The following is a 25,590-nucleotide window of genomic DNA, read 5'->3' on the forward strand; positions in this document are numbered from 1 at the left end:
ACCGGCACCTTAGTGCGGAAGAGGCCGGGAGGGAATTGCACTCTTCCACCCTCGGAACGGCGCCGCCCATTCGTCTGATGGCAAAAGGGCGCGGCAGAATTTTGCCGCGCCCCATCTTTTGCCGAGAGCCGCCCTGCGGGTCGCGCCCTTATTGCTGCTGCGGAACCTGCCCTTCGACCGGTGCCGGAGCACCCGCGATCGGAGCGCCGTTGGCATCGTTGAAGAAGCGGAAGAACTCCGAATTCGGGCTGATCACCATGGTCGTCCCGGGCTGACCGACAGAGTTTCCATAGGCACGCATCGAGCGGTAGAATTCGAAGAACGCCTGATCCTTGCCATAGGCCTCGCCGAGGATGCGGTTGCGCTCCGCATCGCCGTCACCGCGGAGAATTTCCGCTTCACGGCTGGAATCGGCGACGAGCTCGACCACCTGACGATCAGCCTTGGCGCGACGGCGCTGGCCTTCTTCCTTGCCGCGGGCCCGGATGAATTCCGCCTCTGCAAGGCGCTCGGCTGTCATGCGGTCATAGGTCTGCTGCGAGACTTCCTGCGTCAGGTCGGTCCGCCGGATCCGCACGTCCTCGACGGCGATACCCAGCGACTGGGCATCGGCGAGCAAATCCTGCTTCACCTCGTTCATCATGGAAACGCGGGCATCGGAGAGCGCCGCGTCGAAATCGCGCAGACCGTAGACCCGGCGCAGCGAAGCGTCGAGACGGGTGCGCAGGCGGGCTTCCGCTGCTTCCCGGTCGGCCGAAACGGTTTCGCGGAAACGCTGGGCGTCGGTCACGCGGTAGACGACGAAAGCATCCACCTCGTAGAATTTGCCGCCCTTGACCTGCACGCGGATGTTATCCAGCACGAAGCGCAGGGCCTGCATGGGGATATACTGCACGCGGTCAGCTTCCATGAAGGCGAATGGCAGCTTGAAGTAGATACCGGGCTCTTTCTTCACGTCGCGGATCTGGCCGAAACGCAAGACGAGCGCCTGCTCGCGGGCATTGACCACGAAGACCGAGGAATAGGCGACCAGAATGAAGGCTGCGATCGCGCCCAGGATAAGGGGAAGACGGTTGCTGTTCATCAGTTGCCTCCCTGACCCTGTGCCTGGCCCTGGCCGGTGGTGGCGGGCTTGGCGAACTCGTTGAGCGGCAGATAGGGAACGACACCCTGCTGGCCATCGACCACAATACGCTTGGAGTTCTTCAGAACGCCCTCCATGGTTTCAAGATACAGCCGCTTGCGCGTGACTTCGGGCGCATTCTTGTACTGCTCGAAGATGGCTGTGAAGCGGGCCGCTTCACCAAGCGCCTCCTTGACGACGCGGTCCTTGTAGGCGGCCGCCTCTTCGACATTCTGTGCAGCCTGGCCGCGGGCCTGACCCAGCTGCTGGTTGGTATACTGGTTGGCGAGTTCGATGAACCGGCTTTCGTCCTGTTCGGCCCTCTGCACTTCGTCGAAGGCATTGGAGACCTCACGCGGGGGTGCGGCATCCTCGATGGCCACGGCATTGACCGAAATACCAGACCGGTACCGGTCCATCGTCGACTGGATGGTCGTCTTGACCTCCTGCGCGATCTGCTGGCGGTTGTCGCGGAAAATGTCCTGTGCAGGACGGCGACCGACCACTTCACGCATGGCGCTTTCGGCCACCTGCTGCAGGGTTTCGACCGGTTCTTCCAGGTTGAACAGGAAGGACTTCGGATCGCTGACCGTAAACAGGACCGAGAACTGAACATTGACGATGTTCTGGTCGCCCGTCAGCATTAGGCCCGTCGAGGTGCCGGAGCTGGCCTTGGCGCCGATATTCTGCTGCTGCTCGGTGATCTTCACCACCTCGACGCCTTCCAGCGGCCAGAAATGGAAATGCAGGCCGGGAAGCGAAACCTCGTCCTTGGGGCGTCCGAAACGCAGCTCCACGCCGCGTTCGTCCGGCTGGACGGTGTAAACGCACTGGATGAGCCAGAAGACCGCAGCTATGGCCAGAACGATGACGATCATGCCGCCATTGAAGCCTCCGGGAACGACGCCGCGCAAACGGTCCTGACCGCGCCGGATGATATCGTCCAGATCCGGTGGTCCGCCACCGCCGCCGCGCGGCCGGTTCGGCCCCTGGCCCCACGGCCCCTTGTCATTTCCACCACCGCCGCCGCCGCCCCATGGGCCGCCGCCGCCATTCTGATTGCTCCAGGGCATCAAAACCTCTTCGACATGATCCAAAAGTGCACGATGGCCGCAGCCACCGCAACTTGACATTCCTTATAGGTATCGCACGCCACGCTTTCAACGCGCCGGGCCAAAACTAATCGCCGCACCGAGGATTATCCTGCCGGTCCGAGCGAAAAAGCGCCCTCGCGGTCAAGCGACCGAACGGCGGCGATAGCTGACGAAGCGGGTCGGATAGATATCCTTCGGCCCCTCCGGCACGTGCTCCTCGGCGCCGGATTGCCACACGGTCGGGTCGATGGGCGGAAAGCGCGTATCCCCTTCGAGGGCCTGCTCCACATGGGTGACATGAAGGACCGTCGCCCGATCGAGCGTCTGGGCATAGATCTGCCCTCCCCCGATGACCGCCACTTCATGCCCGCCATCGCGCCGTGCCAGCCCCTCGCCGAGCGCCAGGGCCTCGTCGATGGAGCGGACGACATGAACCCCCTCTGCGGAAAATCCGGTATCGCGGGTAATCACGATGTTTTCCCGTCCCGGCAGGGGCTTGCCGATGGAGGCATAGGTCTTGCGGCCCATCACCACCGGTTTCCCGAGTGTCAGGGCCTTGAACCGCTTGAGATCAGAGGAAAGCTTCCAGGGCAGATCGCCTTCGTGGCCGATGACGCCATTCTCGGCAATGGCCACCACGAAGCTGATTTCCAGTGGCTGCGGGCCTGTTGCATTTTGCATGGTCTCTCTCCCTACCGGAATTCTGGAGCCTATGTAGCGGACGAGACCGCTGAATCAAATGTGAAATGGACGCATATCAGGCCTGTCTCAGACCGCGACCGGTGCATCGATCCGCCCGTGCGAGCGATAATCCGAAACCTCGAAATCCTCGATCCGGTAGCCATCGATGCTGTCGGGTCGACGCGCGAGCGTCAGTTTCGGGAACACGAAGGGCTGCCGTGAAACCTGCTCCTGCGCCTGCTCCAGATGATTGAGGTAAAGATGCACGTCTCCGCCCGCCCAGATGAGTTCGCCGGGCTCCATAGCAACCACCCCGGCCACCATCGCCAGCAACGCGGCCTGCTGACAGATGTTGAAAGGCGCCCCGAGCAGGATGTCACAGGACCGTTGCAGCACCATAAGCGAAAGACGCGGCTTGCGTCCGGCATCGCCCAGGCCCGCCACGTGGAACTGGTAGGTCATATGGCAGGGATGCAGCGCCATGCTGTCCAGTTCCGGCACGTTCCAGGCATGGAACAGCATCCGGCGGCTGGACGGGTTCGACCGAAGCGTCTCGATAACGGTCGCAACCTGATCGTGCTCGCGCCCGTCGGCATCCAGCCAGCGCCGCCACTGCTTGCCATAGATCGGCCCCAGATCGCCCCATTTTCTGGAAAAGGCATCGTCGGCGAGAATGCGAGCTTCGAAGTCCTCCTGGGAGATCGCCTCGCCGGTTGCCTTGCGGTACTTGGCAAGCGGCCAGTCGGTCCAGATGCGGATGTTTTCCTGAAGCAGCGATTGCAGGTCCGTACGGCCCGTCAGAAACCACAGCATTTCCTTGACCGCGGTTTTCCAGAAGACCTTTTTCGTCGTGAAGATCGGCAAGCTGCCATCCGAAAGATCGAAACGCATCATGGCGCCGAACATCGATAGCGTGCCCACGCCTGTGCGGTCGATCCGCCGGTCGCCCTTTTCCAGAAGATGCCGGACAATATCGAGATACTGTTCCTCGGGATGTCTCATGGCGTCCTCCTCATGCATTTCGAAAAGGCATACAGCCCGCATACGGTCATGTCCAACAACCAGTTGTTCCATCCAGAGCTTTTGGTGACCTCAGTCAGCCTGCCGTCCATCGGCCGCCGACCGTATGCCCTGGAACGCGGCGGCTGCGATGAGCCCGGTCACGATCAGCGCGCAGAGGGAAACACGGGTCCCCGCTCCCGCCAGCGAAACGGACAGTGCGAAGGGTGCGATTGCCGCCGGGATCTGCTTTGCCAATGTGGCCCAGCCCATGAGCTTTCCGTACCCGTCCCGGCCGAACAGTTCGAGCGGCAGCGTGCCGCTGACAATGCTGGTGAGGCCCGAACCGAGCCCCATGCAGATTGCAAAGAGGATGGCGCCCGGCAGCGACGGCGTGGTGAGCAGCAGCACCACCAGCCCGACCGGCAGGAAGATCGCTGAAAGCACCGCAAGGGTCGATTGACGCAGCGCCTGTCCGAAAAGCAGGTTGACGAGACGGCTGGCCACCTGGGCAGGGCCGAACAGCGACACGACAAAAAGTCCGCTCTTGCCAAGCCCCAGCGACTGCATCAGCGGCACCACATGCACCAGCATGGCGGAGAGCGCGAAGCCTTCGATGGCGAAGCCCGCCATCATCAGCAGACCGACCAGTCGCCTTTTGGCGGGCGGGAAAGGGGCAGGCCCCTCGGCGCGAATGGCGCGTCCGGGAGCCCCCGGCCGGCCACGGCGGGCAAGCATCGGCAAGGCCAGATGGATAGGGGCGCAGACGAAAAGATTGATCCCCGCAAAGATCAGATAGATCTGCCGCCAGTCGAGCACCGTATGGGCATAGGAGGTGATCGGCCAGAAGAGGGTCGAGGCAAAGCCGGCCATCAGGGTGAGATGGACGATGGACGTTTGCGCCCGGTGCCCGGCCACCTGCACGATGGTGGTGAAGGCGCTGGCATAAAGGACGGTCGCGGAAACCACCTGCATCACGACAAGCGCGAGAACGAAGCTCCAGGCGCCGTTTGAAAAAGCCGTGAGGCAAAGCGCGGCGGCGGCAGCCACCGAGCCCACCGCCATCACCTGCGCCCCGCCGAAACGGTCGGCGAGCTTGCCCGAAAGCGGAGCGGCGAATCCGCCGATCAGCAGGGAAAGCGAAAATGCCCCGAATATCCATTGTTCCGAACGCCCGAAGTCGCGGGCCATATCGGGGACGAGGACGCTGAACGCATAATAGAGTGTTCCGTAGCCGATGATCTGGGTGGTTCCGAGCCCGATCAGTCCGGCAAGCGATAGCGTCCTGTTGTCATTCATCCTCAAGGCCCACCGCGTCACCACGCCCCGCTGTCCCGCTTGCGCGGGAATCGCGGGGAAAGCACCAGACGCCCCTGCCCCGAGAATCGGAACAGCAGCATCGGGGAGGATCCTATTCGGACGCCGCGGCGGAGCCTAGGCGATCTTTTCGGCTTGTCGCAAGGCATGCAATGCCGGCTTGTCCGCCCGCGCGCCCAGATGTCCGATGACGATGCCGGACAGTCTCTGGCCGAGCGCCACCGCCCCGGCCATATCCCGGCCCAGGCACCGCCCGGCAAGATAGCCGGCATTGAAGGAATCGCCCGCACCCGTCGTGTCCCGCAGGGCATGCACCGGAGGCGTCTCGAAGGAAGAGATAGTCCCCTCGCTCAACACATGCACCGGCTTCGACCCGTCCTTGACGACCGCTTCGGCAATGCCGAGCGCCGCCATGCGGTGCAGCGTCGCCTCGGGCCCGGCATCGCCCCAGAGCGCGGCCTCGTCATCGAAGCTCGGCAGGGCAATGTCCGTCAGGCCCAGCATGCGCAGCAGCGTCTCCCGGCATTCTTCGGTCGAGGCCCACAGCCTCGGGCGAACATTTGGATCGAAGGTGACGATCGCGCCCTTCTGGCGGAGAGAACGAAGCGCGGAAAACAGCCGGTCACGTCCCGGCGCGTCCAGAATGGCCAGCGTGATTCCGGAAACATGCACAAGCGCCGCGTCCGCCAGCGCGCGTTCAAGGGCTGTCGGATCATCGGCCAGGCGCCGCGCGGCGGAATCCTTCCGCCAGTAGTGGAAGCTGCGCTCTGCGCCATCGAGTTCGATCAGATATAGCCCCATGGTGCGCGTTTCGTCGCGCATGATTCCGGACGTATCGAGCCCATCGGCCTGCATTTCCCGCACGAAACGCTCGGAAAACCGGTCCGTCCCCAACGTGGTGACAAAACCGCACCGGGCCTTGTCGGCCAGGAGATGGCCCATATGCCAGATGGTGTTGAAGCAATCGCCCGCAAACCCCTGCCGGTAGCGGTCGTCGCCCTCCGGCGCGAGTTCGACCATGGCCTCGCCGATGGAAACCAGCCGATCCGAGATGAGCTTCATGTCCTGTGTCCTTCCTGTCCGACGGCACCGTCATAGATCCGGCCCGTCAGCCAGTCCGGCCAGTCCCGCTCGAAGAAGGAACGGGCGCCTTCATCGAAGCGCCGGATCGGCCGGGTCCTGATCTCAAGCCCGTCACCCCTCGCCGATACCACGATCTGCTCCTGTTTGTGATCCGCTTTTTCCGTGCGGAAGCGGAAGGCTTCGAGCGGCCCGTTGCGGGTCACCGGCACCGCCTCTCCTTCCGGATCGCAGATGGCGCGAGCGCCACGGCTGCCGCCGCCCGCCTCGATATAGTGGTGAAGCGCTGCCAGAACCGCATGGGAAGCAAGCGCCATATGACGCCATTGCAGCGCCCGGGCCGCTTCCGAAGGGCGGCTGTAAGCCATGCCCCCGCGCTCTAACCGGTCGAGCAGGGCACGAGCCTCCGCCAGTGCCGCGCGGACACCCTCCGCGTCACAGATCAGGCCGGCCCGGTCGCTCATCCGCGCCTGGATTTCCGCCCGAACGGCCTTGATCGTATTATCTCCGTCCCGTGTCAGAAGAGCCAGGATCTCACGGATGCGACGCTCGGCAATGGTGCTGATCTCGCCGGAAAGGGGCGCCTTCGCCCGACCGCTCGCGGCTATGTGTTCGGCGGCGCGGGTACCGAAGACCTGACCGGCATTCAGCGCCGAACCGCCGGGCCGCGTCACGCCATGGATGCCCGCCGCCTCGCCGACCGCATAGCAGCCCGGCAGGTTGGTCATGCCCCAGACATCCACCATGATGCCGCCATTCATGTGCTGGTTGTTGACGGCAAATTCGAGCGGTTCGCGCGCAATATCCACCTTGTACCGGCGATAAAGTTCGATCGCGAGCGGGTTCATCTGACGAAGCCGGTCGATGGGCAGCGCCTGCGATGCGCCGGCATGGCCGAGATAGGTCCGCACGTCGTCATCCAGCCGCGCGAGGTCGAAGGCCGCATCCCCCGGCACCGGCAGGGGGTTCCGGTTGAAATCCATGAAGACCCGCCGCCCGGCAGCCGTCTCCCGGTAGATCGCCAGATCGACGAGGCTGGATTTGAAATCCAGCATGCGGGTCGCATGGAAAGGCCATTGGTAGCCCTTGCGGAAGAGGTTCGACGCCAGCTCCTGTGTCGTGCGATAATAGTCTCCCAGGAAATGATGCTCGCGCCCTTTCGAATCCACCGAATAGACGTGCGGAATCGCCTGCACATAGGTGCCGGACAGATTCCAGGGAAACCCTTCCCGACGGGTTCCGATCCCGAACTGGCTTTCGGTCAGGTTCACCAGCTCGATGCCGGCTTCCAGCGCCAGCCCGAGCGAGCCGAAACAGCCATTCGGATAAACGCTGTCCCGATAAAGTTCGCCCGGACCGCCGGCCGCGAGAACCAGCGCCGCGCAGGGGAAAAGCGAAAGCCCGAAGGGGTTGTCGTCCGAGCGGTCGTTGGCGCGCATGGCGATGATGCCGAGGATGCGCCGGTCGCGCCCCTCGCCCTCCGTCAGGATGCTCACGGCGGTCGTATGGTTGAGCAAGGGGACACCGAGGCGGAGCGCCTCCTCGGCCAGCACCTTGACCATCAGCCGCGACGTGCGCGGGCCGCAACTGGTGGCCCGTCCGACCTCGTCATGATCGGTCTGATAGCGAAGCGTGCCGCCAAGCCTTTCCTGCGGCAGGGGCAGACCGAGATATTGCAGCGAAGCCATCATGCGCGGCGAACCGACAGCCTCCACGTAAGCCGTATCCTCGTCCATCGACCCGCCATCGCGGATGGCCCGGGCCATGGCCTTGAAATTGTCGCCCTGATCCGCCGTATTGGCCGTGTGCAGCGTCTGCTTGTCCGATCCGGAGCAGGCCGACGTGCCCCCCCAGGCGCTCTGGCTGATGACGAGCACATTGTCGCCGCGCCGTTTGAGCTCGATCGCGGCCCGCAATCCGGCGGCTCCCGATCCCACGATCACGCAACCGCTGCGATAGACCGGCACTTCCATGCCGGTCAGCATCAGGATTTCATCCGGCGCCCGCTCGCGCGGCAGGCGCGGCATGTCCACGTCGGTCAGTTCGTCGAGAATGTGCTGGGGTACATCGATTGTCATGGTTTCGGCCATTCATGCGCAGGAAAGAAAGGAACCTCGGCGTCAGCCGGGCGGAATGTCCACCCAGCGCTGCAGGCGGGAGGACTCCATGCAGGCATCGACGATCTGGCAGATGTGATGTCCCGTCTCGAAGGTGGGCCACATGTTCGTGCCGCTGACAATCGACCGGACGACCTCCGCCGCCTCTATGATCTTGGTTTCATTATAGCCGAGCCCGAAATTCGGCAGCGGCAGGAAGGCCCGGTAATTCGGGTTTTCCGGCCCGGCATCGATAGCCCGAAAGCCCGCCCGCCCGGCCCTGTCGTCATTCGAATAGAAGCGCAGCCGGTTGATCTCGTCATAATTATAGGCAAGGCTGCCCCGGGTGCCGTAGACCTCGTAGGTCTGCATGAACTTCCGCCCGGTTGCGACCCGGCTGAAATCGACGATGCCGCGCGCTCCGTTTTCGAACCGGCAGATAACCTGACCCGCATCCGGATTGGTCACTTCGGCCGTGGCCTCCTCACCCGTCAATGCCACCGTCTCGCCGATCCCGAGGCCAGAGATGAGGGGGCGTCTCTGCGTGGTGACAAAGGTTTCTGCCACCAGCGACGACACGCGGCCGACCAGAAACTCCATGAAGCTGAAGACATGCGAGCCCGTATCGCCGACGATGCCCGTAGGGGCCAGCTGACCATCCGCCCGCCACATGAAAGGCGCGTGCGGATCGCCGAACACGTCCACATGCTGGCAACCGCGGAACATGGTGATCTCGCCGATCTCGCCGGACGCGATGATATCGCGGGCGATGTCATGCACGGGGTTGCGCGGAAAGGCATGGCCGACCCGGTTGATCAGCCCGCGTTCGCGGGCAAGATCCGCCAGCTCCCGCGCCTCGACCGCGCTGTCGGCCAGCGGCTTTTCGCAAAAGACATGCTTGCCGGCGAGAAGGGCAGCCTTGGCAACGGGGTAATGCAGCTTATCCGGCAGGCAGATATCGATGAGATCTATCTCGGGATCGGCAATCGCCGCCTGCCAGTCCTCGACGATGCGGGCACCGGGCACCTTGGCCCGAAGCTCTCCGACGCGAGCCGGATTGGCATCGACCAGCACGGCGATGCGCGCCGTTCCGCCCGCCGTGCCGAAATAATGAGGAAAGGTCTGGAAGGCCATGGTGTGAACCTTCCCCATCCATCCCGAAGCGCCGAGGATGGCCACCCTGATTTCACGCATCTGCACTCTCCCTGAAGCTGTCAATCCCTGCGGCAACGGGCGGGATCAGCCGCCGGCGATTTCGAGGTCGTAGACGAAGATGCCGGCAATCCCGCCTTCGGCTGCCGCCACGATCTTCGCGCCCGTGGCCCGGTGTTCGGGATCGGCGAGATAGGCATCCCGCGCCGCCGGCCCGTCGAAATCCACGATGAATCCCTCGGCAAACCCCTTGTCCATGCCGGTTTCCGGGCTGACATTATCGCCGACATGCACGGCCAGAAGGCCGGCAAGACGTCCCTTCAACGCACTGATTTCCCGATAGATTTCGCTCTTTTCCACGGCGGTGGTGCCTGCCCGGAAGCGGATGAAGACGCAGTGACGGATCATCTCAATGGATCTCCTTGCGGGCGCGAGGCCGTGTGTCGTTTCGTTCGTGCTGGAAGATGGCCGGCGGCAGCGGCGGCAGGCCGCGAATGATGTCGGCGCCCTTTTCGCCCATCATGATGGTCGGCCCGTTGGTGTTGCAGGAGGGCACGCGCGGCATCACGGAACTGTCGCAGACCCGCAGCCCCTCGAGCCCCCGCACCTTGAGATCGAGACCGACGACGGCATCCTCGCCCGTGCCCATCCGGCAGGTGCCGACCGGGTGATGGTCGGTCTTGGCATTGGCGCAGGCATAATCGAAGAGGTCCTCGTCCGTGACGGCCTTGGGACCCGGCAGCCGCTCTGCCAGAACGAAGGGTTTCAGCGCGGCCTGCTGCATGATTTCCCGGGCAAGCTTGAGCCCTTCGATCGACATCTTGCGATCATGGGGATCGGCCAGATAATTCGGATCGATCAACGGGGCAGCGGCAGGATCGGCGGAGCGCAGCCGCACCGTGCCGCGCGAGCGGGGGTGAAGATAGGCGGAATTCAGTGTCACGCCCGCATTCTTCAGTTTCTCGACGCCCGCTTCGATGCCCGAACCGAGTCCCAGATGGAACTGGATGTCCGGCGACCGGGCGTCCGGATCGGCATACCAGAAGCCGCCTGTCTCGAAGAGGCTGGAGGCCACGGGGCCGGAGCGGAACAGCACATATTGCAGACCGGCCCAAAGCGTGCGGTGGAGCTTTGCAACGCCGTCATAGGTATGGTCGCCCGTGCATTCCGAGATGACGAAGAGATCGAGGTGATCCTGCATGTTGCCCCCGACGCCCGCGAGGTCGTGCTTCACCTCGACGCCCACCGCGCGGAGATGATCCGCCGGACCGATGCCGGATTGCAGGAGGAGCTTCGGCGAGCCGATGGCGCCTGATGTGACAAGCACCTCCCGCTCCGCCCGGATCATGTCCAGGCCCCCCTTGCCCACCACCTCGACGCCGATGGCGCGGCTGCCCTCCAGCACGATGCGCGACACGCGCGCGCCGGTTCTGATCGTCAGGTTCTTGCGGTCGCGGATCGGCGACAGATAGGCAAGCGAGGCGGAAGAGCGGCGCCGGTTGCGCTGGGTCAGCTGGTAGAAACCGAGCCCCGCCTGCTGCTTGCCGTTGAAATCGTGATTGTAGGGAATGCCCAGTTCCTGCCCGGCCCGAATATAGGCATCGCAGATCGGCAGGGCCGATACGGGCATGGAAACGCCGAGCGGCCCGCCATAGGAATGATAATCGTCGCAGAAGCGCTGGTTGTCTTCCGAGCGCTTGAAATAGGGAAGCACCGAGCGATAGTCCCAGCCCGTACATCCTTCTTCCTGCGCCCAGAGATCGTAGTCCCGAGCATTACCGCGGGTATAGAGCTGGGCATTGATGGAGGAGCCGCCGCCGATGACCTTGGCCTGCGTGTAGCGCAGCACCCGGCCTTTCATGTGCTTCTGGGGTACGGTTTCCCATCCCCAGCTGGCGACGCCCTTGGTCATCTTCGCAAAGCCGGCCGGCATGTGGAACAAGGGGTTCCAGTCGCTGCCCCCGGCCTCCAGAAGCAACACCCGGACGTCGGGGTCTTCGGTCAGGCGATTGGCGAGAACGCAACCCGCAGGCCCCGCGCCGGTGATGATATAGTCAAAAGCCATGGCTTTCACCCTGTGATGTCGGCGGGAGACTGTTCCCGCGCGCGGCGGATTTTCGCCGCCTTCATGATTTCAGTTCCTCTCGCCGGATATGGTCGGCGACCCGCAGGGCCTGCGCGGCAATCGTGAGGGCCGGATTGACCGCTGCCGATGTCGGCAGGCAGGCCGCATCCACGACGAACAGATTGCGGTGATCGAAGGCCCGGCAGAGGGGATCGAGCGGTGACGTCGCGGGATCGGTGCCCATGCGCACCGTTCCGCACTGGTGGGAGGGCGTGCGCTTGTCGAAGGCACGCGACAGCACCAGCGGAAAGCCGATGGACCGCAGCACGCCTTTCAGCCGCGAGACGAGATCGAGATGCGCCTGCCAGTTGGTGCGGTGCCATTGCAGCACGATCCGCTCGCCATCGACCATCACCCGGCTTTCCGGATGCGGGATATCCTCGCTCATCGCGTAGAAATCGATCGAATGGGCCGCGAGACGGTCGAGCGCCCATTCCGGCACACGCGGCAACTGCGCCTTGAGGATCTTCCCCGTCACCCGCCCCAGCAGCTGCACATTGCCGAGCGGCGGCCCGCCCTTGCCGTCCGAAAGGTAGAAATCATTGAAACCGAAGGTCTTCTGGTAAATCGCATCGTTCCGGTACCAGGGCGCGATCGCGATGACGGCGGACGAATTGTGGTTCATGAAATTGCGGCCGACCTGATCCGACCGGTTGGCAAGGCCCGCCGGAAACCGGTCGCTTGCCGAACGCAACAAAAGCACCGCCGATTGGACCGCCCCCGCAGACAGAATCGTCAAACGGGGGCTGAGCCGTTTACGTTCGCCCGCCTGCTCGTAGATCACGCCCGAAATCCGGCCATCCGCCTCCGCTTCGAGACGCACAACCCGGCAACGGGTCTGCAGGCGGACATTCGGATGGGCAAGCGCTGCCCTGAGGGCCGTGGTTTCCGCATCCATCTTGCCATCGTCAGAATTCGGATGCGCGTCCCAGCCGGTGGGCGCGCGCCTCAGCCAGCGATCGATATCGACGCCGAGGGGGAGCGAGAAGGGATGCATTCCGGCCTTCTTCAGCCGCGCCCGCACCGCCGCCACCGGCGCTTCGTCCGGCACGGGCGGATGCGGATAGGTTCCCGAATGGACGGGCTCGGTCGGATCCTCGCCCGTCACCCCCCTCACCTGATAGAGACGCTCGGCGGCACTGTACCAGGGTTCGAGCACATCATAGGCAAAGGGCCATGCCGGCGACACGCCCTCACGGTGCCGCAACTCCTCGAAATCCTCCTGACGATAGCGGGAAAGAACGGCCCCGTAGAATTTCGAATTCCCGCCGACATTATAGTAGTTGCCGGGATTGAAGCCGCTTCCGTCCTTCTCGTACCAGGTCTCTTTCGGCCGGAAATGGCCGCGCTGGAAAATCGCGCGCTGATCGCGGTTTTCCGGCTGGTCCGGAATATGGTCGCCCGCCTCGAGGAGGAGGATCGAGGCCCCCGAAGGAGCCAGGCCCGCCGCCACGGTCGCGCCGCCAATGCCGGAGCCGATGATGAGAATGTCGGGATTGCTGTCCATCATCCGGTCTTTCAGGCAATCTTTTCCTGCGACTTCGGATCGAAGAACACGGCTTTATCCAGATTGAAGGCGAGGCTCGCCGTCTGGCCGGGGGCAATGCGGGCGTCGGCGCGCAGCCGCGCAACCACTTCCCGGTTGGCAAGCCGGGTGACCGCAAAGGTATCGGAACCGGCAGGTTCCACCACCTCGATGGGGCAATCCCGCACCGCGACCAGCCGGGCATTGCGGTCCGCACCATCGGGATCGGTGAGCGCTTCCGGACGGATGCCGAAAACGATCTCCTTGTCCTTGAAGGCCTGAAGCGCCGTCTTCTCGGGCGCGACCGGAAGAATCATCGAACCGCCCTCGCCCTGGGCAAGCCGGACGCAAAGCCCCTCGCCCTCCGCCTCGATGCGGCCCGTCAGCAGGTTCATGGACGGCGAGCCCATGAAATCGGCCACGAACATGTTGGCAGGGTTGTTGTAGATTTCGTCCGGCGGTCCGAACTGTTGCAGCACGCCATCCTTCAGCACGGCGATGCGCGTCGCCAGCGTCATCGCCTCGATCTGGTCGTGGGTCACGTAGACGATGGTGGTCTTCATCCGCTGGTGCAGGCGCTTGATCTCGGTGCGCATGTCGACGCGCAGCTTGGCATCGAGATTGGAGAGCGGCTCGTCGAACAGGAAGACCTGAGGATTGCGCACCAGCGCCCGGCCCATGGCCACACGCTGGCGCTGGCCGCCGGAAAGCTGGCTCGGCTTGCGGTCGAGCAGATGGCCGATCTGCAGGATCTCGGAGACCGTGCGGATCGCCTTTTCCTGTTCGGCCTTCGGCACCTTGCGGATTTCCATGCCGAAGGCGATGTTTCCGGCAACGGTCATGTTCGGATAGAGCGCATAGGACTGGAACACCATGGCGATATCGCGTTCGGAAGGGGCCAGCCCCGCCACGTTGCGGCCATTGATGAAGATCTCGCCGGACGTGATCGGCTCGAGCCCCGCTATGGTGTTGAGCAGGGTGGACTTGCCGCAACCGGACGGCCCGACCAGCACCAGGAAGCCGCCTTCCTCGATCTCGATATTGATGTCCTTGAGGATTTCGAGCGAGCCGTAGGACTTGCGCAGATGGGAAATGTTCAGGAAGGACATGGGATCAACCTTTCACGGCGCCCGACATCAGACCGCGCACGAAATAGCGGCCCGACACGATGTAGACGATGAGAGTGGGAAGGGCCGCAAGGATCGCGCCCGCGAAATGGACATTGTATTCCTTGACGCCCGTGGAGGACGAGACGAGGTTGTTCAGCGCAACCGTCATCGGCGTCGAATAGGGTCCGGAGAAGGACGCCCCGAACAGGAAGTCGTTCCAGATATTGGTGAACTGCCAGATGACCGACACCACGATGATGGGCCCGGAGGACGGCAGCAGGATGCGCCGGAAGATCTGGAAGAAGCTCGCCCCGTCGATCTGCGCGGCCCGTACCAGCTCGTTCGGGAAGTTCTCGTAATAGTTCCGGAAATAGAGCGTGGTGAAACCGAGACCGTAAATCACATGCACGAAGATCAGCCCGTAGATGGACCCCGCAAGCCCCATGATGCCGAGAATGCGCGCCATCGGGATTAGCACGATCTGGAACGGAATGAAGCAGGACAGCAGCAGCAGGCCGAAGAAGATGTTCGAGCCGCGAAACTGCCACTTGGTCAGCACATAGCCGTTCAGCGCGCCGACCAGCGTGGAGATCGCCACGGCGGGTACCACCATCAGGATCGAATTGAGGAAGAAGGGCTTCAGGCCCGTCGGCTGCACGCCGATCTGCGCCGTCGACCAGGCGGCGAGCCAAGGTTCGATGGTCAGGGTCTTCGGAAGGCTGAGCATGCCGCCCTCGCGGATTTCCTCCAGCGGCTTCAGCGAATTCACCACCATCACGTAGAGCGGCAGCAGATAGTAAAGCGCGAAGAAAAAGAGCGCCGTATAGATCAGGGCGCGGGTCAAAAGCCCGTGCGAGATCGCATTGTCGGAAGATTGTCCGCCACTCATCAGCGTTTCCCCCCGCGAAGTTCGGAATAGAGATAAGGCACGATGATCGAGAAGATCATCACCAGCATGATCATGGCCGAGGAGGCCCCGATACCCATCTGATTGCGGGTGAAGGTGTAGGAATACATGAAGGTGGCGGGCAGTTCGGTTGCCTGGCCGGGACCCCCGCCGGTCAGCGCCACGATCAGATCATAGGCCTTGATCGCAAGATGAGCGAGCACCACGAAGGCCGACAGGAAGACGGGCCGCATCAGCGGAATGATGATCCGGCGATAGATCGTCACGGGCGTCGCTCCATCCACCTGCGCCGCGCGGATCATCTCCGTGTCCACGCCGCGAAGCCCGGCAAGGAACATGGCCATGACGAAGCCGGAGGACTGCCAGACCGCCGCGATCACCACGCAGTAGATCGCCATCTTGCTGTCCTTGATCCAGGTGAAGGAAAAACTCTCCCAGCCCCAGAGATGCATGGTGTTCTCAAGCCCGATGCCTGGATCGAGAAACCACTTCCAGGCGGTGCCCGTCACGATGAAGGAGAGCGCCATCGGATAGAGATAGATCGGGCGCAACACGCCCTCACCCCGGATCTTCTGGTCGAGCAGGATGGCCAGGAACAGGCCGAGCACCGAGCAGATCACGATGTAGAGGGAGGCGAAGATCGCCAGATTGGTCACGGCCCGCCACCAGTGCGGCAGCGCCCAGAGCTTCTGATAATTGGCGAAGCCGACAAAATTATAGGATGGCAGCATCTTGCTGTCGGTCATCGACAGATAGCCCGTATAGGCAATGAAGCCATAGACGAACAGCACGACAATGACGAAGCTCGGGGCCAGGACGATCTTCGGCAGCAGATCCTGCAACCGGTTTCGTGTGGGCATGGCTCGTTCCCCTTCCCGACGATCTGGGAATACGCCTCTTCGCCGCCCGGCCGGTCTGCGGACCGGGGCTGTGAACAGCAGCAAAGACGACGCGAAAGGTTGGATCAGGAAGGACACCGCGGGCGGGGCAAGACGTTCCCCCGCCGCCCGCGGCATCCGATGCGCTTACTTGGCGGCTTCGACAGCGGCCACCAGTTCCTTCACGGCATCATCGGCAGAAAGCTCGCCGTTGAACTGGCGGGTGACCACGTCATAGATGGCGTTCTTCACCGCCGCCGGGTTGGCATGGCCATGGGCCATCGAGCCGAAGAGGCGACCGTTCTTGTCCGCATCGGCAAGATCGGCCATGGCCTTCTTGCCGCAATCGTCAAAGGCGGTGTTCGGAACGTCGGTCCGGGCCGGAGCCGAGCCCTTCACCACGTTGAAGGCAGACTGGAAGGTGGGGTTCTCGATGGCCGAAGCCATGGCGAGCTGGGCCGGAACCTTGTCTTCCGCAATCTTGAACATCGCGAACTGGTCGGAGTTGAAGGTCACTGCGCCCTGCGTTCCGGGGAAGCGCATGCAGACGAAGTCCTGACCCGGCACCTTCTTCGCCTTCACGAATTCGCCCTTGGCCCAGTCACCCATGAACTGCACGCCGGCCTTGCCTTCGATGACCATGGCAGAAGCCAGGTTCCAGTCGCGGCCGGAGAAGTTGTCGTCCACATAGGAGCGCAGCTTCGTCATGCGGTTGAAGGCTTCCTTCATCTGGTCGGAACCGAGCGTTGCCGAGTCGAGATCGATGAAGGCCTTCTTGTAGAAGTCGTCGCCGAGCGAAAGCACGACCGCGTCGAAGAGGGTCGCGTCCTGCCAGGGCTGGCCGCCCGCAGCGATCGGGGTGATGCCCTGCGCCTTGAAATTGTCGAGCATGGCAACCAGCTCGTCCCAGTTCTGCGGTTCCTTGCCGCCGGCCTTGTCGAGGGCGGCCTTGTTGATCCACAGCCAATTGGTCGAATGCACGTTGACCGGTGCGGCAATCCAGTGGCCGTCATACTTCGAGAATTTCTGCAGGGCGCCCGGGATCACCTTGTCCCAGCCTTCCTTGGCGGCGACTTCGTCCAGATTGCCGAGCGCACCTTCCTTCGCCCAGTCGAGAATGTCGAAGCCAAGCATCTGCACCGCGGTCGGAGCATTGCCCGCGGTTACCCGGGCACGCAGCACGGTCATGGCTTCCGTACCGCCACCGCCGGCAACCGGCATGTCCGTCCAGGAAATGCCCTTGGACTCCAGATCCTTCTTCAGCACGTCCAGTGCGGCAGCCTCACCGCCGGACGTCCACCAGTGCAGAACCTCCACATTTTCCGCAGCGGTGGCCGCGCCGGCCGTCATCGTCAATGCCATTGCCGTCGTCATCAAAAACTTGCGCATGGTTTCCTCCCTGGTAGCAAGTTCGTCATGCAGGGCGCTTCCCTGTCATATTCCTCTCGGCCACCGGTTCCGGAGGCGGCCAGTCCGTCGTGCACCAAAGTGCCCGCTGTATTTAAAACGTTACAAATTTGCGATGTCAAGAACTCCCTCGCCTCCTTGCACCGCCAGTTCAACGCCCATTATGTGCTGATTTACACCGCTTCCCGCAACAATCCGCCGACACCGACTGTAATTGAAACGTTTCAAATTTCCGAGCAAGTGGCTTGTCGCGCACCGCGGTCCGGGTTAACGTTCGACCGAAATCAGGGGAGACCGGTCGACAGTGGCCAAGACGACAATCAGTTCTGCGGGAAACCAGAAGGCGAAGCGGTCCGGAAAACCGACGCTGAAGACCCTTGCCGAGGCAAGCGGCCTGGCCGTTGCCACGATTTCGCGGGCGCTTGCGGACGATCCGCTGATCAGCCAGGCGACACGCGAACGGGTGCGCGAGATTGCCGACCGGCTCGGCTATGCGCCCGACAGGGCCGCGCAGCGCCTCAAGACCGGTCGCACCAACGTCATCAGCGTGCTGCTCGATCCGCACGAGGAAATCCTCGGTTTCGGTACCTCTTTGCTCTATGGCCTCACGACCGCGTTGCAGGGCACGCCCTATCACCTGATCGTCATGCCCAACTTTCTGCAAACCTCGAATGTCGAGGCGGTGGACTATATCATCCGCAACAATCTCGCGGACGGCATCATCTTTACCCGCACGGAGGTTCTCGATCCGCGCGTCCGCCTGCTGATCGAGCGGGACTTCCCCTTCGTCAGCCATGGTCGCACCGAATTCACCACGCCGCATGCCTATGTGGACTACGACAATTTCACCTTCGCCTACGAGGCGGCCCGCCGCCTGATAGCAAAGGGCCGCCGCAAGCTCACCATCATGCTGCCACTGAAGCGACTGACCTTCAGCCAGCATATGCTCCACGGCTTCATGACTGCGGTGCGCGAGGCCGGCGTGGCCCATGAAATTTCCGAGGACATCAATCTCGATTCCACGGCTGGCGTCGTGCGCGACCATTTCCGGCGCCGCCTTCAGAACCCCGAGCCGCCCGACGGCCTCGTCTGTCCCGGGGAGGTTTCGGCTCTTGCCGCCATCACCGGATTGAACGAAGGCGGCTGGACGCTGGGGCGGGAATTCGACATCGTCGCCAAACAGACGTCCCGCCTGCTTTCTGACGTGCAGCCCCGTGTCGATACCATCTACGAGGATCTGACCGAGGCCGGAGAAATGCTGGGTCGGGTCCTGCTCAAGCGGATTGCCCGGCCGGACACCGATCCGGCCAGTCTGCAAGTGCTCCTGAAGCCGCATGCGACGCCCGGATCCGAGCCCCTGTGACGCACGGAGGCGTCGTGTCTGCCCTGTCTTTACCGTCATGAACGCCACCTCCTTTCCACTCTCTAGAATGCCGCTTTCTCAGCGCGGCACCCACCATCCGGTGCGTGCGCCGATATGCATGTTCAAAGTCTTGGTCTCGGTATAATCCTCGACCGCGTGGCGGCCGAGTTCCCGGCCGAGACCGGATTGCTTGAAGCCGCCGAAGGGCAGTTCCGAAGCGCCGTCCATGAAGGTGTTCATCCAGATCGTACCGGCCCGAACCTTCCGTCCGATGGTCAGGCACGTGTCGAAGTCCCGGCTCCAGACACCGGCCGAAAGGCCATAGTCGACCGCATTGGCAATCGCGACGGCTTCCGCGGTCGTCTCGAAGGTCAGCACGGAGAGAACCGGGCCGAAGACCTCCTCCCGCGCCACCGCCATCTCGGGCGTCACCCCGGCCAGAATGGTCGGCGCCATGAACTGGCCCATGCCGAGATCGAGAGCCTCCCCGCCAAAGGCCACATCCGCTCCGCCGGCGCGCGCGCCGTCCACATATCCCGAGATCTTCTCAAGATGCTGCGGCGTGATGATTGCCCCCACCTGCACCGAAGGATCGAGCGGATCGCCCACCTTGACCTTGCGGGAAAGCTCGGCCACCCGGCGAACCACCTCGTCGGCGATGGACCGGTGGAGAATGAGGCGCGAGCCCGCATTGCAGCACTCGCCCGCATTGAAATAGGCGCCGAAGACCGCCGCATCGATGAAGGCTTCGAGATCCGCATCCGGGAAGACGATCTGCGGGTTCTTGCCGCCGAGTTCCAGGGAGACCTTCTTCAGCGTCTGCGCCGCATTGGCCATGGTCAGCTTGCCGATACCGGTCGATCCGGTAAAGGAGACCATGTCCACCTCCGGATGGGAGGTCATGACCGCCCCCACTTCCGGTCCCGTGCCCGTGACGATGTTGACCACGCCGGCAGGGACACCGGCCTCAAGCAGGATCTCCCCGAGCAGCACCGTCGAGCCGGAGGTAAGCTCCGAAGGCTTCACCACCGCCGTGCATCCGGCAGCAAGGGCGAAAGGCAGTTTCTGGGCAACGATCAGGAAAGGGAAATTCCAGGGGGTGATGATCGAGACCACGCCGATGGCTTCCCGGAGAACCACGCCGAGCGTACCGTCGCCGAGCGTATTGTAGCTTTCCCCATGCAGATTGCGGGCAAGTGCCGCCGCGTAACGCCAGATATCCACCGAACCGGCGATTTCGCCGCGCACCTGGCTGATCGGCTTTCCCGCCTCGATGGCGTCGAGGAAAGCAAGCTCTTCGGCCCGCGCGGCAATCAGGTCCGCCGCCTTGAGCAACACGGCGGACCGCTCGGAGGCAGTCATGCGCGGCCAGGGACCGTCGTCGAAGGCACGCCGGGCCGCAAGGATGGCGCGCTCCGCATCGGCCCGGCTGCCATTGGCAACACGGCTGACCAGCACGCCATGGCTCGGCGCGATCCGTTCGATCGGCGCCTGGCTGCCTTGCTCCCATCGGCCGTCGATCAGCAGGCCGAAATCACGCACCGTGTGTCCGGCCAGCGCCGTAGGGTTCACCAGAACCGTCATTACCATTCTCCCTTGAATTGCGCGGGACGCTTTTCCGTGAAGGAAAGCACACCCTCCTTGAGATCGCCGGTCTTGGCCGCGAGGATGGAGCCAAGCGCCTCGACGGCTGCGCCATTATCCTCGCCGCTCGCCGAGGCGATCATGAGTTTCACGATTTCCAGTGCGGCGGGGCCGCGTCCGGCGATGCGCTCGGCATAGGCAAGGGCAGCGTCGAGCCCGCTTCCGGTGGCAACCACCGCATCGACCAGTCCGAGACCCTCGGCCTCCGCCGCGGTAAAAATCTCACCGCCCAGCGCCATCCGCCGGATGAGCTGTGCACCGAAACGCTTGACCAGCCGCTGCGTGCCCGACCATCCCGGCACCATGCCGAGACCCGCTTCCGGCAGCCCGATGCGGATATGCTCTTCCGCAATACGGATATCCGCAACACCTGCGAGCTCCAGCCCGCCCCCGAGGGCATGGCCGTTGATGGCCGCAATCAGCGGCATGCGCAACGTCGCCAGCCGTTCGAATACACGGTGGCCATGCCGCACCCAGGCATGGCCGAATTCCTCGGGGCGCATGCCGCCCCAGGCGCGGATATCGCCGCCGGCCGAGAAGCCCCTGCCCTCGCCGGTCAGGACCGCAACCCGGATATCCGGATCGGCTTCCACCGCATCGGCAGCCGATGCCAGCGCCGCGAGCATGTCGAGGTCGAGCGCATTGAGTTTATCCGGCCGGGAGACGGTCAGGATCCCGATATGCTGCCGCTTTTCGATCCGGACTGTTCCGCTAGCCATGGAAAACACCCTCCAGCTGGCGGGCAGGCTTCGCCTGCAGCGAGAGACCGATCGGCTCTTCGCCGAACAGAAGCGGATCCATGGTCTTCAACGACGGCGAGACGATCAGCGGGAATTCCGCCTGATCGAGCACATGGCTTTGCAAATCGACCCCCGGCGCGATTTCGGTCAGCACGATCCCCTCGGGCGTGAGCTTCATCACCGCCCGTTCGGTGACATAGGTGATGTCCTGCCCCTGCTCGATCGCCCGACGGCCGGAGAAGGTCACATGCTCCACCTCGTTGACGAGCTTGCGGAGCTTGCCTTCCTTCTCGACCACCAGACGGCCCTCGCTGATCGCCAGCTTCGCCCCCGCATTGAACATGCCGGAAAACACGATCTTGCGCGCCCGGGCGGTAATATCGACAAAGCCGCCGGCGCCCGCCGTCACATGCGGCCGGAAGGAGAGCTTGGACACGTTCACCGAGCCATCGCGGCCGATCTCCAGGAAGGAAAGCAGCGACGCATCGAAACCCGCCCCCTGGAAATAGGTGAACTGGTAGGGAGACGGCATGTAGGCATCGGCATTGGAAGCGCAACCGAAGGCAAAATCCAGCAGTGGCACACCGCCCACGGCCCCCTGCTCGATGACCCACGTTACCGCCCCGTGCAACCCCTCTTCCAGCAGGATGCGCGGCACGTTCGCCGAAATGCCGAAGCCGAGATTGACACAGCTGTTGGCCTGCAATTCCTGCGCGACGCGGCGGGCAATCACTTTCTGGATATTGAATTCGGGAACGCTGAAGCTCGAGAGCGGCCGCAGGATTTCACCCGAAATGGCCGGATCGTAATCGGTCTGGGTCGTCTGCTTCTGGTCGGGATCGACCACGATATAGTCCACCAGCATGCCCGGCACCCGCACATCATGCGGACGCAACGATCCATCCTTGGTGATGCGCTTGACCTGCGCGATCACGATGCCGCCATTGTTGCGGGCGGCCAGGGCCTGGTCGAGCCCGCCCAGATAGGCGCCTTCATGCTCATAGGTCAGGTTGCCGCGCTCGTCCGCCGTGGTGGCGCGAATGATCGCCACCTTCGGCACTATGGCGGGGAAATAGAGCCAGGTCTCGCCGGCAAACGCGATGCGCTCGACGATCGGTTCCGCGGCGGCAGCCGCATTCATGGCGCAACCCTGCCGGGTCGGATCGACGAACGTATCGAGCCCGACCTTGGTGATCACGCCCGGACGCTTGGCAGCCGCCTCGCGGTGCATGTCGAAGAGAATGCCCGACGGCACGTTATAGGCGGGGATCTCGTTGCCGGTCACCATCTGCCAGATCAGCGGCGGCTCTGCGGTCGAGGGACCGGAGGGGTAGGAGCCGCCGATGATTTTCTTGAGCAGACCCTTGCGGGCAATATGGTCCACACCCCGGATGCCGCTCATGTCGCCGGCGGCAATGGGATGCAGCGTGGTGATCTCGCGGGGATGCCCCGTTTGCGCAAACCGCTCGCCAATGGCCTTCAACATCAGATCAGGGCAGCCGAGCCCGCTTGAGGAAGATACCGAAACGACGGCGCCATCGGGAACAAGAGCGGCGGCCTGGGCTGGGGTAATATGCTTCGTCATGGTCTTTCTCACAGTCCGCACAGGGGGATGGTCGCAGCGAAGGGGCTGGAAAAGGTCCTCATGCTGCCCCCCTCGCCCGCTCGGGCGCCAGAGCGCCGCAGCTCTCGCGCACGACGAGTCGTACGGCAGTCGTTATGGATTCCGCCTCGGCGCGGCCCGCATTGATTTGCTTCAAGAGAAGCTGTGCAGCCTTGCGACCCATGGCCTGCGGATCGACGGACACCGTCGTCAGCGCCGGAACCGCCGATTTCGCCTCGATCACGTCGTCGAAGCCGACCACCGCAAAGGCCTTGCCCGGATCGATGCCCTGTGCGCGCAGCCCGTCGCAAGCGCCGAAAGCAACCGCATCGTTGAAACAGACGGCCGCCGTGGGCGGCTCGGAAAGCCGAAGCGCCGCCCCGATGGCTTCAAGCCCGCCCGCCCGCGAGGCAGCCGACGGAATGGCATAATCGTCGCGAAGAGAGATGCTCGCCGCTTCGAGCCCCTCGGCATACCCGCGAAAACGCTCCTGAAAGACCATCACGTCAGGAAAACCACCCAGGAATGCAATACGGCGATGCCCAAGCCCGACGAGATGGCGAACGGCGGCAAGCGTACCAGCCGCATTGTCGGAAACCAGCGACGAGCACTTCGCGCCCGGCACGTTCCGAACCGCGGTCACGACCGGAATCCCTGCCTCGGTAACCGCCTTGAGATCGAGGGCGGTCGTTGCCCGCGCCGGCGAAATGACGAGGCCGGAAATGCCATGCTCGCGCATGGAGGAGATGACTTCCTGCTGCCGGTCGACACTTTCAGCCGTATTCGCAAGAAACTGCACGAAGCCCGCCGATTGCACCACCATGTCGACGCCGACCGCGAGCTCGGCAAAGAACCCGTTCGTCAGGTCGTTCACCACCACGCCGATGATGCGGGACTTGGCCGAGGTCTGCCGCAAGGTGGCGGCACCGCGATTATAGACATAGCCGAGTTCGCGCATGACGGTGTTCACCTTGGCGCGCGTCGCCTCATTGACCAGAGGAGAGCCTTGGAGAACCAGCGAAACCGTCGACTTGGACACACCGGCCGCCTGGGCGATGTCGATCACCGTCACTCGCCCTTTCGCCATCGTCCGCCTCCCAGAGGTTCATCCCCGTCTTGAACACACCATAATTGGATCGTTCCAAATTCGTCAAGAGGGCACCCAGCAAACAGAATCCGGAATTGAATGACGGAAAATTTTCATCTATCTATTTGGCAGATATCATTTATTTTAATTTTTCCGGCGATACCCGGCAAGTTTGCGCAAATCGCGCTTGTGGAAATTTTTGGATCGATCCAAATATTTTGTGTGGATTTCTCCATGCCTTCGAGTGGCGAGGGGCAAACAGGCGGCAGCCGGCCAGGGGCCGCCGCCCTCAGGAAAACCAATCGGGGGCTCCCGGCGATTTCGCCTTGAAAAGGTCATGCGGCTGTCTTATCTGTTCCAGTGCTCCGCAAGGAGACTATGGCGCTAAACCTTTTGTGCAATAGATGTACAGGACGCGGCTTCGAAGCCGCCGCCTCCACCAAAAACCGAAGGTCAGTTCGGCTTTTGATGGGGGCGAAATGGGATCGACTGGCATTGAAAGACAAAAGCTGTGCTCGGCATGATACCACCGTTATCGGGTCAAAAAGTGTAGTTGCAAACGACAACAACGCTAAGGGTTATGCTCTCGCTGCCTAATGGCGGTGCGGGAAACCCGACCTAAGTCCTTCTGGTTAGCACCTTGAGGCGGGGTTCGGAGGTACCTGGCAACAGAAACCTCCACCGACCTTCCCCACAAAGTTTTTTCAATGCCTTGTGCCTGCATCATGCCGGAAGGGGTTTTTTCCAAACGCGACAAATGGCATAAAGCATAGTTGAGATGAGAAAACGCCAAACTCTGGCGTCGAATCAATTCGAGGCGTTCGTCTTCACATTCCTTAAGGGATTGCCCTTAGGATGGCGGCGCTCTACGACACAGGTGAAATTGCCGTTGCTGGACGGCACAAGTGGAAAGACAGGAACCGATGGGGCAGGATCATATCCGTTACGATATTCTGGCACAGGACGCCTTGCGTGGCGTGATCCGAAAGGTGCTTTCTGAAGTTGCCGCAACGGGCCGCCTGCCAGGCGACCATCATTTCTACATCACCTTTCTCACCGGCGCTCCGGGCGTTCGCCTCTCGCAACATCTGAAAGCCAAGTATGCCGAGCAGATGACCATCGTCATCCAGCATCAGTTTTGGGATCTCAAGGTAACCGATTCGACATTCGAGATCGGTCTCTCCTTCTCCGATACGCCGGAAAAGCTGGTCATTCCGTTCAACGCGATCCGCGGCTTCTACGATCCCTCGGTGAATTTCGAGATGGAATTCGATGTGCCGGCCGCGGGCGAAGCGGAGCTGGAGTCTGCCGAAATCACCGCCTATCCGGTGGACAAGGTCGAAACCGAAGCCAAGCCGGCCTCGGAGGACGAGAAGAAGGAAGCCTCCGTCATCTCGCTCGATTCCTTCCGCAAGAAGCAGTAAGCCGCCATGGCCGCCGAGATCGTCAATCTCCGTCAGGCCCGCAAGGCGAAAGCCCGAAACGAGAAGGAAAGGCAGGCGGAACAGAACCGCCTGACCTTCGGCCGCACCAAGGCGGAAAAGTCGCTCACGCGCGCACTGAATGACCAGGCGGAAAAGCGGCTGGATCAGGGCCACCTTGGAAAAGCTTCGGAAGATGCACCTGAAAAACCTTGAATTTCAGGCCCTTGGCGAAATGT

General features: G+C 62.8%; 22 protein-coding genes and 1 other RNA gene. 4 read left to right on the forward strand and 19 right to left on the reverse strand.

The annotated features are described in order from the left end of the window. Positions 1-148 precede the first annotated feature (148 nt). The 15 genes from hflC to ACT54B_RS01345 form a co-directional block, all read right to left on the reverse strand. The gene (gene hflC, locus ACT54B_RS01275; protein ID WP_476042258.1) at positions 149-1,084 is read right to left on the reverse strand and encodes a protease modulator HflC; all 936 of its coding nucleotides are present in this window, start codon (positions 1,082-1,084) and stop codon (positions 149-151) included. Continuing rightward, positions 1,084-2,196: an FtsH protease activity modulator HflK gene (hflK, locus tag ACT54B_RS01280; RefSeq protein WP_476042260.1), complete on the reverse strand. Its 1,113-nt coding sequence runs from the start codon at positions 2,194-2,196 to the stop codon at positions 1,084-1,086. The genes hflC and hflK overlap by 1 nt, the downstream gene beginning before the upstream one ends. Positions 2,197-2,358: 162 nt before the next feature. Then, complete coding sequence (locus ACT54B_RS01285) at positions 2,359-2,898, reverse strand: dihydrofolate reductase (protein ID WP_476042262.1); 540 nt, start codon at positions 2,896-2,898, stop codon at positions 2,359-2,361. An 87-nt stretch (positions 2,899-2,985) separates the two neighbouring features. After that, complete coding sequence (gene thyA / locus ACT54B_RS01290) at positions 2,986-3,900, reverse strand: thymidylate synthase (RefSeq protein WP_476042264.1); 915 nt, start codon at positions 3,898-3,900, stop codon at positions 2,986-2,988. 90 nt (positions 3,901-3,990) lie between these two features. Then, complete coding sequence (gene arsK / locus ACT54B_RS01295) at positions 3,991-5,196, reverse strand: arsenite efflux MFS transporter ArsK (RefSeq protein WP_476042265.1); 1,206 nt, start codon at positions 5,194-5,196, stop codon at positions 3,991-3,993. Between the two features lie 135 nt (positions 5,197-5,331). After that, on the reverse strand, positions 5,332-6,276 hold the full coding sequence (locus ACT54B_RS01300; RefSeq protein WP_476042267.1) for a sugar kinase: 945 nt from the start codon (positions 6,274-6,276) through the stop codon (positions 5,332-5,334). Beyond that, the gene (locus tag ACT54B_RS01305) at positions 6,273-8,372 is read right to left on the reverse strand and encodes an FAD-dependent oxidoreductase (RefSeq protein WP_476042268.1); all 2,100 of its coding nucleotides are present in this window, start codon (positions 8,370-8,372) and stop codon (positions 6,273-6,275) included. The genes ACT54B_RS01300 and ACT54B_RS01305 overlap by 4 nt, the downstream gene beginning before the upstream one ends. Before the next feature lie 42 nt (positions 8,373-8,414). Continuing rightward, complete coding sequence (locus ACT54B_RS01310) at positions 8,415-9,584, reverse strand: Gfo/Idh/MocA family protein (protein ID WP_476042269.1); 1,170 nt, start codon at positions 9,582-9,584, stop codon at positions 8,415-8,417. Positions 9,585-9,629: 45 nt separating this feature from the next. Continuing rightward, on the reverse strand, positions 9,630-9,950 hold the full coding sequence (locus ACT54B_RS01315; protein ID WP_476042271.1) for a Dabb family protein: 321 nt from the start codon (positions 9,948-9,950) through the stop codon (positions 9,630-9,632). Between the two features lies 1 nt (position 9,951). Next, positions 9,952-11,607: a GMC family oxidoreductase gene (locus ACT54B_RS01320; protein ID WP_476042273.1), complete on the reverse strand. Its 1,656-nt coding sequence runs from the start codon at positions 11,605-11,607 to the stop codon at positions 9,952-9,954. Positions 11,608-11,668: 61 nt separating this feature from the next. Further along, positions 11,669-13,174, reverse strand: coding sequence for an FAD-dependent oxidoreductase (locus ACT54B_RS01325; protein ID WP_476043454.1), 1,506 nt, complete (start codon positions 13,172-13,174; stop codon positions 11,669-11,671). Positions 13,175-13,185: 11 nt separating this feature from the next. Then, the gene (locus tag ACT54B_RS01330; RefSeq protein ID WP_476042274.1) at positions 13,186-14,301 is read right to left on the reverse strand and encodes an ABC transporter ATP-binding protein; all 1,116 of its coding nucleotides are present in this window, start codon (positions 14,299-14,301) and stop codon (positions 13,186-13,188) included. A gap of 4 nt (positions 14,302-14,305) precedes the next feature. Continuing rightward, the gene (locus tag ACT54B_RS01335) at positions 14,306-15,190 is read right to left on the reverse strand and encodes a carbohydrate ABC transporter permease (protein ID WP_476042276.1); all 885 of its coding nucleotides are present in this window, start codon (positions 15,188-15,190) and stop codon (positions 14,306-14,308) included. Continuing rightward, a complete protein-coding gene (locus ACT54B_RS01340; RefSeq protein ID WP_476042278.1) occupies positions 15,190-16,068 on the reverse strand; it encodes a carbohydrate ABC transporter permease in 879 nt (292 codons plus the stop codon). The genes ACT54B_RS01335 and ACT54B_RS01340 overlap by 1 nt, the downstream gene beginning before the upstream one ends. Before the next feature lie 165 nt (positions 16,069-16,233). After that, positions 16,234-17,475 (reverse strand): ABC transporter substrate-binding protein, encoded by a 1,242-nt coding sequence (locus ACT54B_RS01345; RefSeq protein WP_476042279.1) that lies wholly within the window; start codon positions 17,473-17,475, stop codon positions 16,234-16,236. Positions 17,476-17,797: 322 nt separating this feature from the next. Here ACT54B_RS01345 and ACT54B_RS01350 point away from each other — a divergent pair, with 322 nt between their 5' ends. Further along, a complete protein-coding gene (locus tag ACT54B_RS01350; protein ID WP_476042282.1) occupies positions 17,798-18,856 on the forward strand; it encodes a LacI family transcriptional regulator in 1,059 nt (352 codons plus the stop codon). Between the two features lie 78 nt (positions 18,857-18,934). Here ACT54B_RS01350 and ACT54B_RS01355 read toward each other — a convergent pair whose 3' ends face one another. From ACT54B_RS01355 to ACT54B_RS01370, 4 genes are read right to left on the reverse strand one after another with little or no spacing between them, the layout of a single operon-like run. Then, positions 18,935-20,446, reverse strand: a complete 1,512-nt coding sequence (locus ACT54B_RS01355; protein WP_476042284.1) for an aldehyde dehydrogenase family protein — start codon at positions 20,444-20,446, stop codon at positions 18,935-18,937. Next, positions 20,440-21,219, reverse strand: coding sequence for an enoyl-CoA hydratase/isomerase family protein (locus ACT54B_RS01360; RefSeq protein ID WP_476042286.1), 780 nt, complete (start codon positions 21,217-21,219; stop codon positions 20,440-20,442). The genes ACT54B_RS01355 and ACT54B_RS01360 overlap by 7 nt, the downstream gene beginning before the upstream one ends. Beyond that, entirely contained in the window at positions 21,212-22,825 is a 1,614-nt protein-coding gene (locus tag ACT54B_RS01365; RefSeq protein ID WP_476042288.1) for an acyl CoA:acetate/3-ketoacid CoA transferase, read from the reverse strand. The genes ACT54B_RS01360 and ACT54B_RS01365 overlap by 8 nt, the downstream gene beginning before the upstream one ends. A 58-nt stretch (positions 22,826-22,883) precedes the next feature. Beyond that, a complete protein-coding gene (locus tag ACT54B_RS01370; RefSeq protein WP_476042290.1) occupies positions 22,884-23,930 on the reverse strand; it encodes a LacI family DNA-binding transcriptional regulator in 1,047 nt (348 codons plus the stop codon). Positions 23,931-24,252: 322 nt separating this feature from the next. On the opposite strand from ACT54B_RS01370, the gene ssrA reads away from it, so the two are divergent. The 3 genes from ssrA to ACT54B_RS01385 all read left to right on the forward strand — a co-directional run bounded on the left by ssrA (position 24,253) and on the right by ACT54B_RS01385 (position 25,567). After that, positions 24,253-24,613: a transfer-messenger RNA gene (gene ssrA, locus ACT54B_RS01375) on the forward strand. Positions 24,614-24,853: 240 nt separating this feature from the next. Next, positions 24,854-25,354 (forward strand): SspB family protein, encoded by a 501-nt coding sequence (locus ACT54B_RS01380; protein WP_476043456.1) that lies wholly within the window; start codon positions 24,854-24,856, stop codon positions 25,352-25,354. Between the two features lie 6 nt (positions 25,355-25,360). Next, on the forward strand, positions 25,361-25,567 hold the full coding sequence (locus tag ACT54B_RS01385; RefSeq protein WP_476042291.1) for a DUF4169 family protein: 207 nt from the start codon (positions 25,361-25,363) through the stop codon (positions 25,565-25,567). The last annotated feature ends 23 nt before the right edge of the window (positions 25,568-25,590 follow it).

Source organism: Gellertiella sp. DMC107, from assembly GCF_056313605.1.

Excerpts from the sequence above, each read along its gene's own strand:
- hflC (WP_476042258.1), bottom strand. The coding sequence starts at position 1,084 with ATGAACAGCAACCGTCTTCCCCTTATCCTGGGCGCGATCGCAGCCTTC.
- hflK (WP_476042260.1), bottom strand. The coding sequence starts at position 2,196 with ATGCCCTGGAGCAATCAGAATGGCGGCGGCGGCCCATGGGGCGGCGGC.
- ACT54B_RS01285 (WP_476042262.1), bottom strand. The coding sequence starts at position 2,898 with ATGCAAAATGCAACAGGCCCGCAGCCACTGGAAATCAGCTTCGTGGTG.
- thyA (WP_476042264.1), bottom strand. The coding sequence starts at position 3,900 with ATGAGACATCCCGAGGAACAGTATCTCGATATTGTCCGGCATCTTCTG.
- arsK (WP_476042265.1), bottom strand. The coding sequence starts at position 5,196 with ATGAATGACAACAGGACGCTATCGCTTGCCGGACTGATCGGGCTCGGA.
- ACT54B_RS01300 (WP_476042267.1), bottom strand. The coding sequence starts at position 6,276 with ATGAAGCTCATCTCGGATCGGCTGGTTTCCATCGGCGAGGCCATGGTC.
- ACT54B_RS01305 (WP_476042268.1), bottom strand. The coding sequence starts at position 8,372 with ATGACAATCGATGTACCCCAGCACATTCTCGACGAACTGACCGACGTG.
- ACT54B_RS01310 (WP_476042269.1), bottom strand. The coding sequence starts at position 9,584 with ATGCGTGAAATCAGGGTGGCCATCCTCGGCGCTTCGGGATGGATGGGG.
- ACT54B_RS01315 (WP_476042271.1), bottom strand. The coding sequence starts at position 9,950 with ATGATCCGTCACTGCGTCTTCATCCGCTTCCGGGCAGGCACCACCGCC.
- ACT54B_RS01320 (WP_476042273.1), bottom strand. The coding sequence starts at position 11,607 with ATGGCTTTTGACTATATCATCACCGGCGCGGGGCCTGCGGGTTGCGTT.
- ACT54B_RS01325 (WP_476043454.1), bottom strand. The coding sequence starts at position 13,174 with ATGGACAGCAATCCCGACATTCTCATCATCGGCTCCGGCATTGGCGGC.
- ACT54B_RS01330 (WP_476042274.1), bottom strand. The coding sequence starts at position 14,301 with ATGTCCTTCCTGAACATTTCCCATCTGCGCAAGTCCTACGGCTCGCTC.
- ACT54B_RS01335 (WP_476042276.1), bottom strand. The coding sequence starts at position 15,190 with ATGAGTGGCGGACAATCTTCCGACAATGCGATCTCGCACGGGCTTTTG.
- ACT54B_RS01340 (WP_476042278.1), bottom strand. The coding sequence starts at position 16,068 with ATGCCCACACGAAACCGGTTGCAGGATCTGCTGCCGAAGATCGTCCTG.
- ACT54B_RS01345 (WP_476042279.1), bottom strand. The coding sequence starts at position 17,475 with ATGCGCAAGTTTTTGATGACGACGGCAATGGCATTGACGATGACGGCC.
- ACT54B_RS01355 (WP_476042284.1), bottom strand. The coding sequence starts at position 20,446 with ATGGTAATGACGGTTCTGGTGAACCCTACGGCGCTGGCCGGACACACG.
- ACT54B_RS01360 (WP_476042286.1), bottom strand. The coding sequence starts at position 21,219 with ATGGCTAGCGGAACAGTCCGGATCGAAAAGCGGCAGCATATCGGGATC.
- ACT54B_RS01365 (WP_476042288.1), bottom strand. The coding sequence starts at position 22,825 with ATGACGAAGCATATTACCCCAGCCCAGGCCGCCGCTCTTGTTCCCGAT.
- ACT54B_RS01370 (WP_476042290.1), bottom strand. The coding sequence starts at position 23,930 with ATGGCGAAAGGGCGAGTGACGGTGATCGACATCGCCCAGGCGGCCGGT.
- ACT54B_RS01380 (WP_476043456.1), top strand. The coding sequence starts at position 24,854 with ATGGGGCAGGATCATATCCGTTACGATATTCTGGCACAGGACGCCTTG.
- ACT54B_RS01385 (WP_476042291.1), top strand. The coding sequence starts at position 25,361 with ATGGCCGCCGAGATCGTCAATCTCCGTCAGGCCCGCAAGGCGAAAGCC.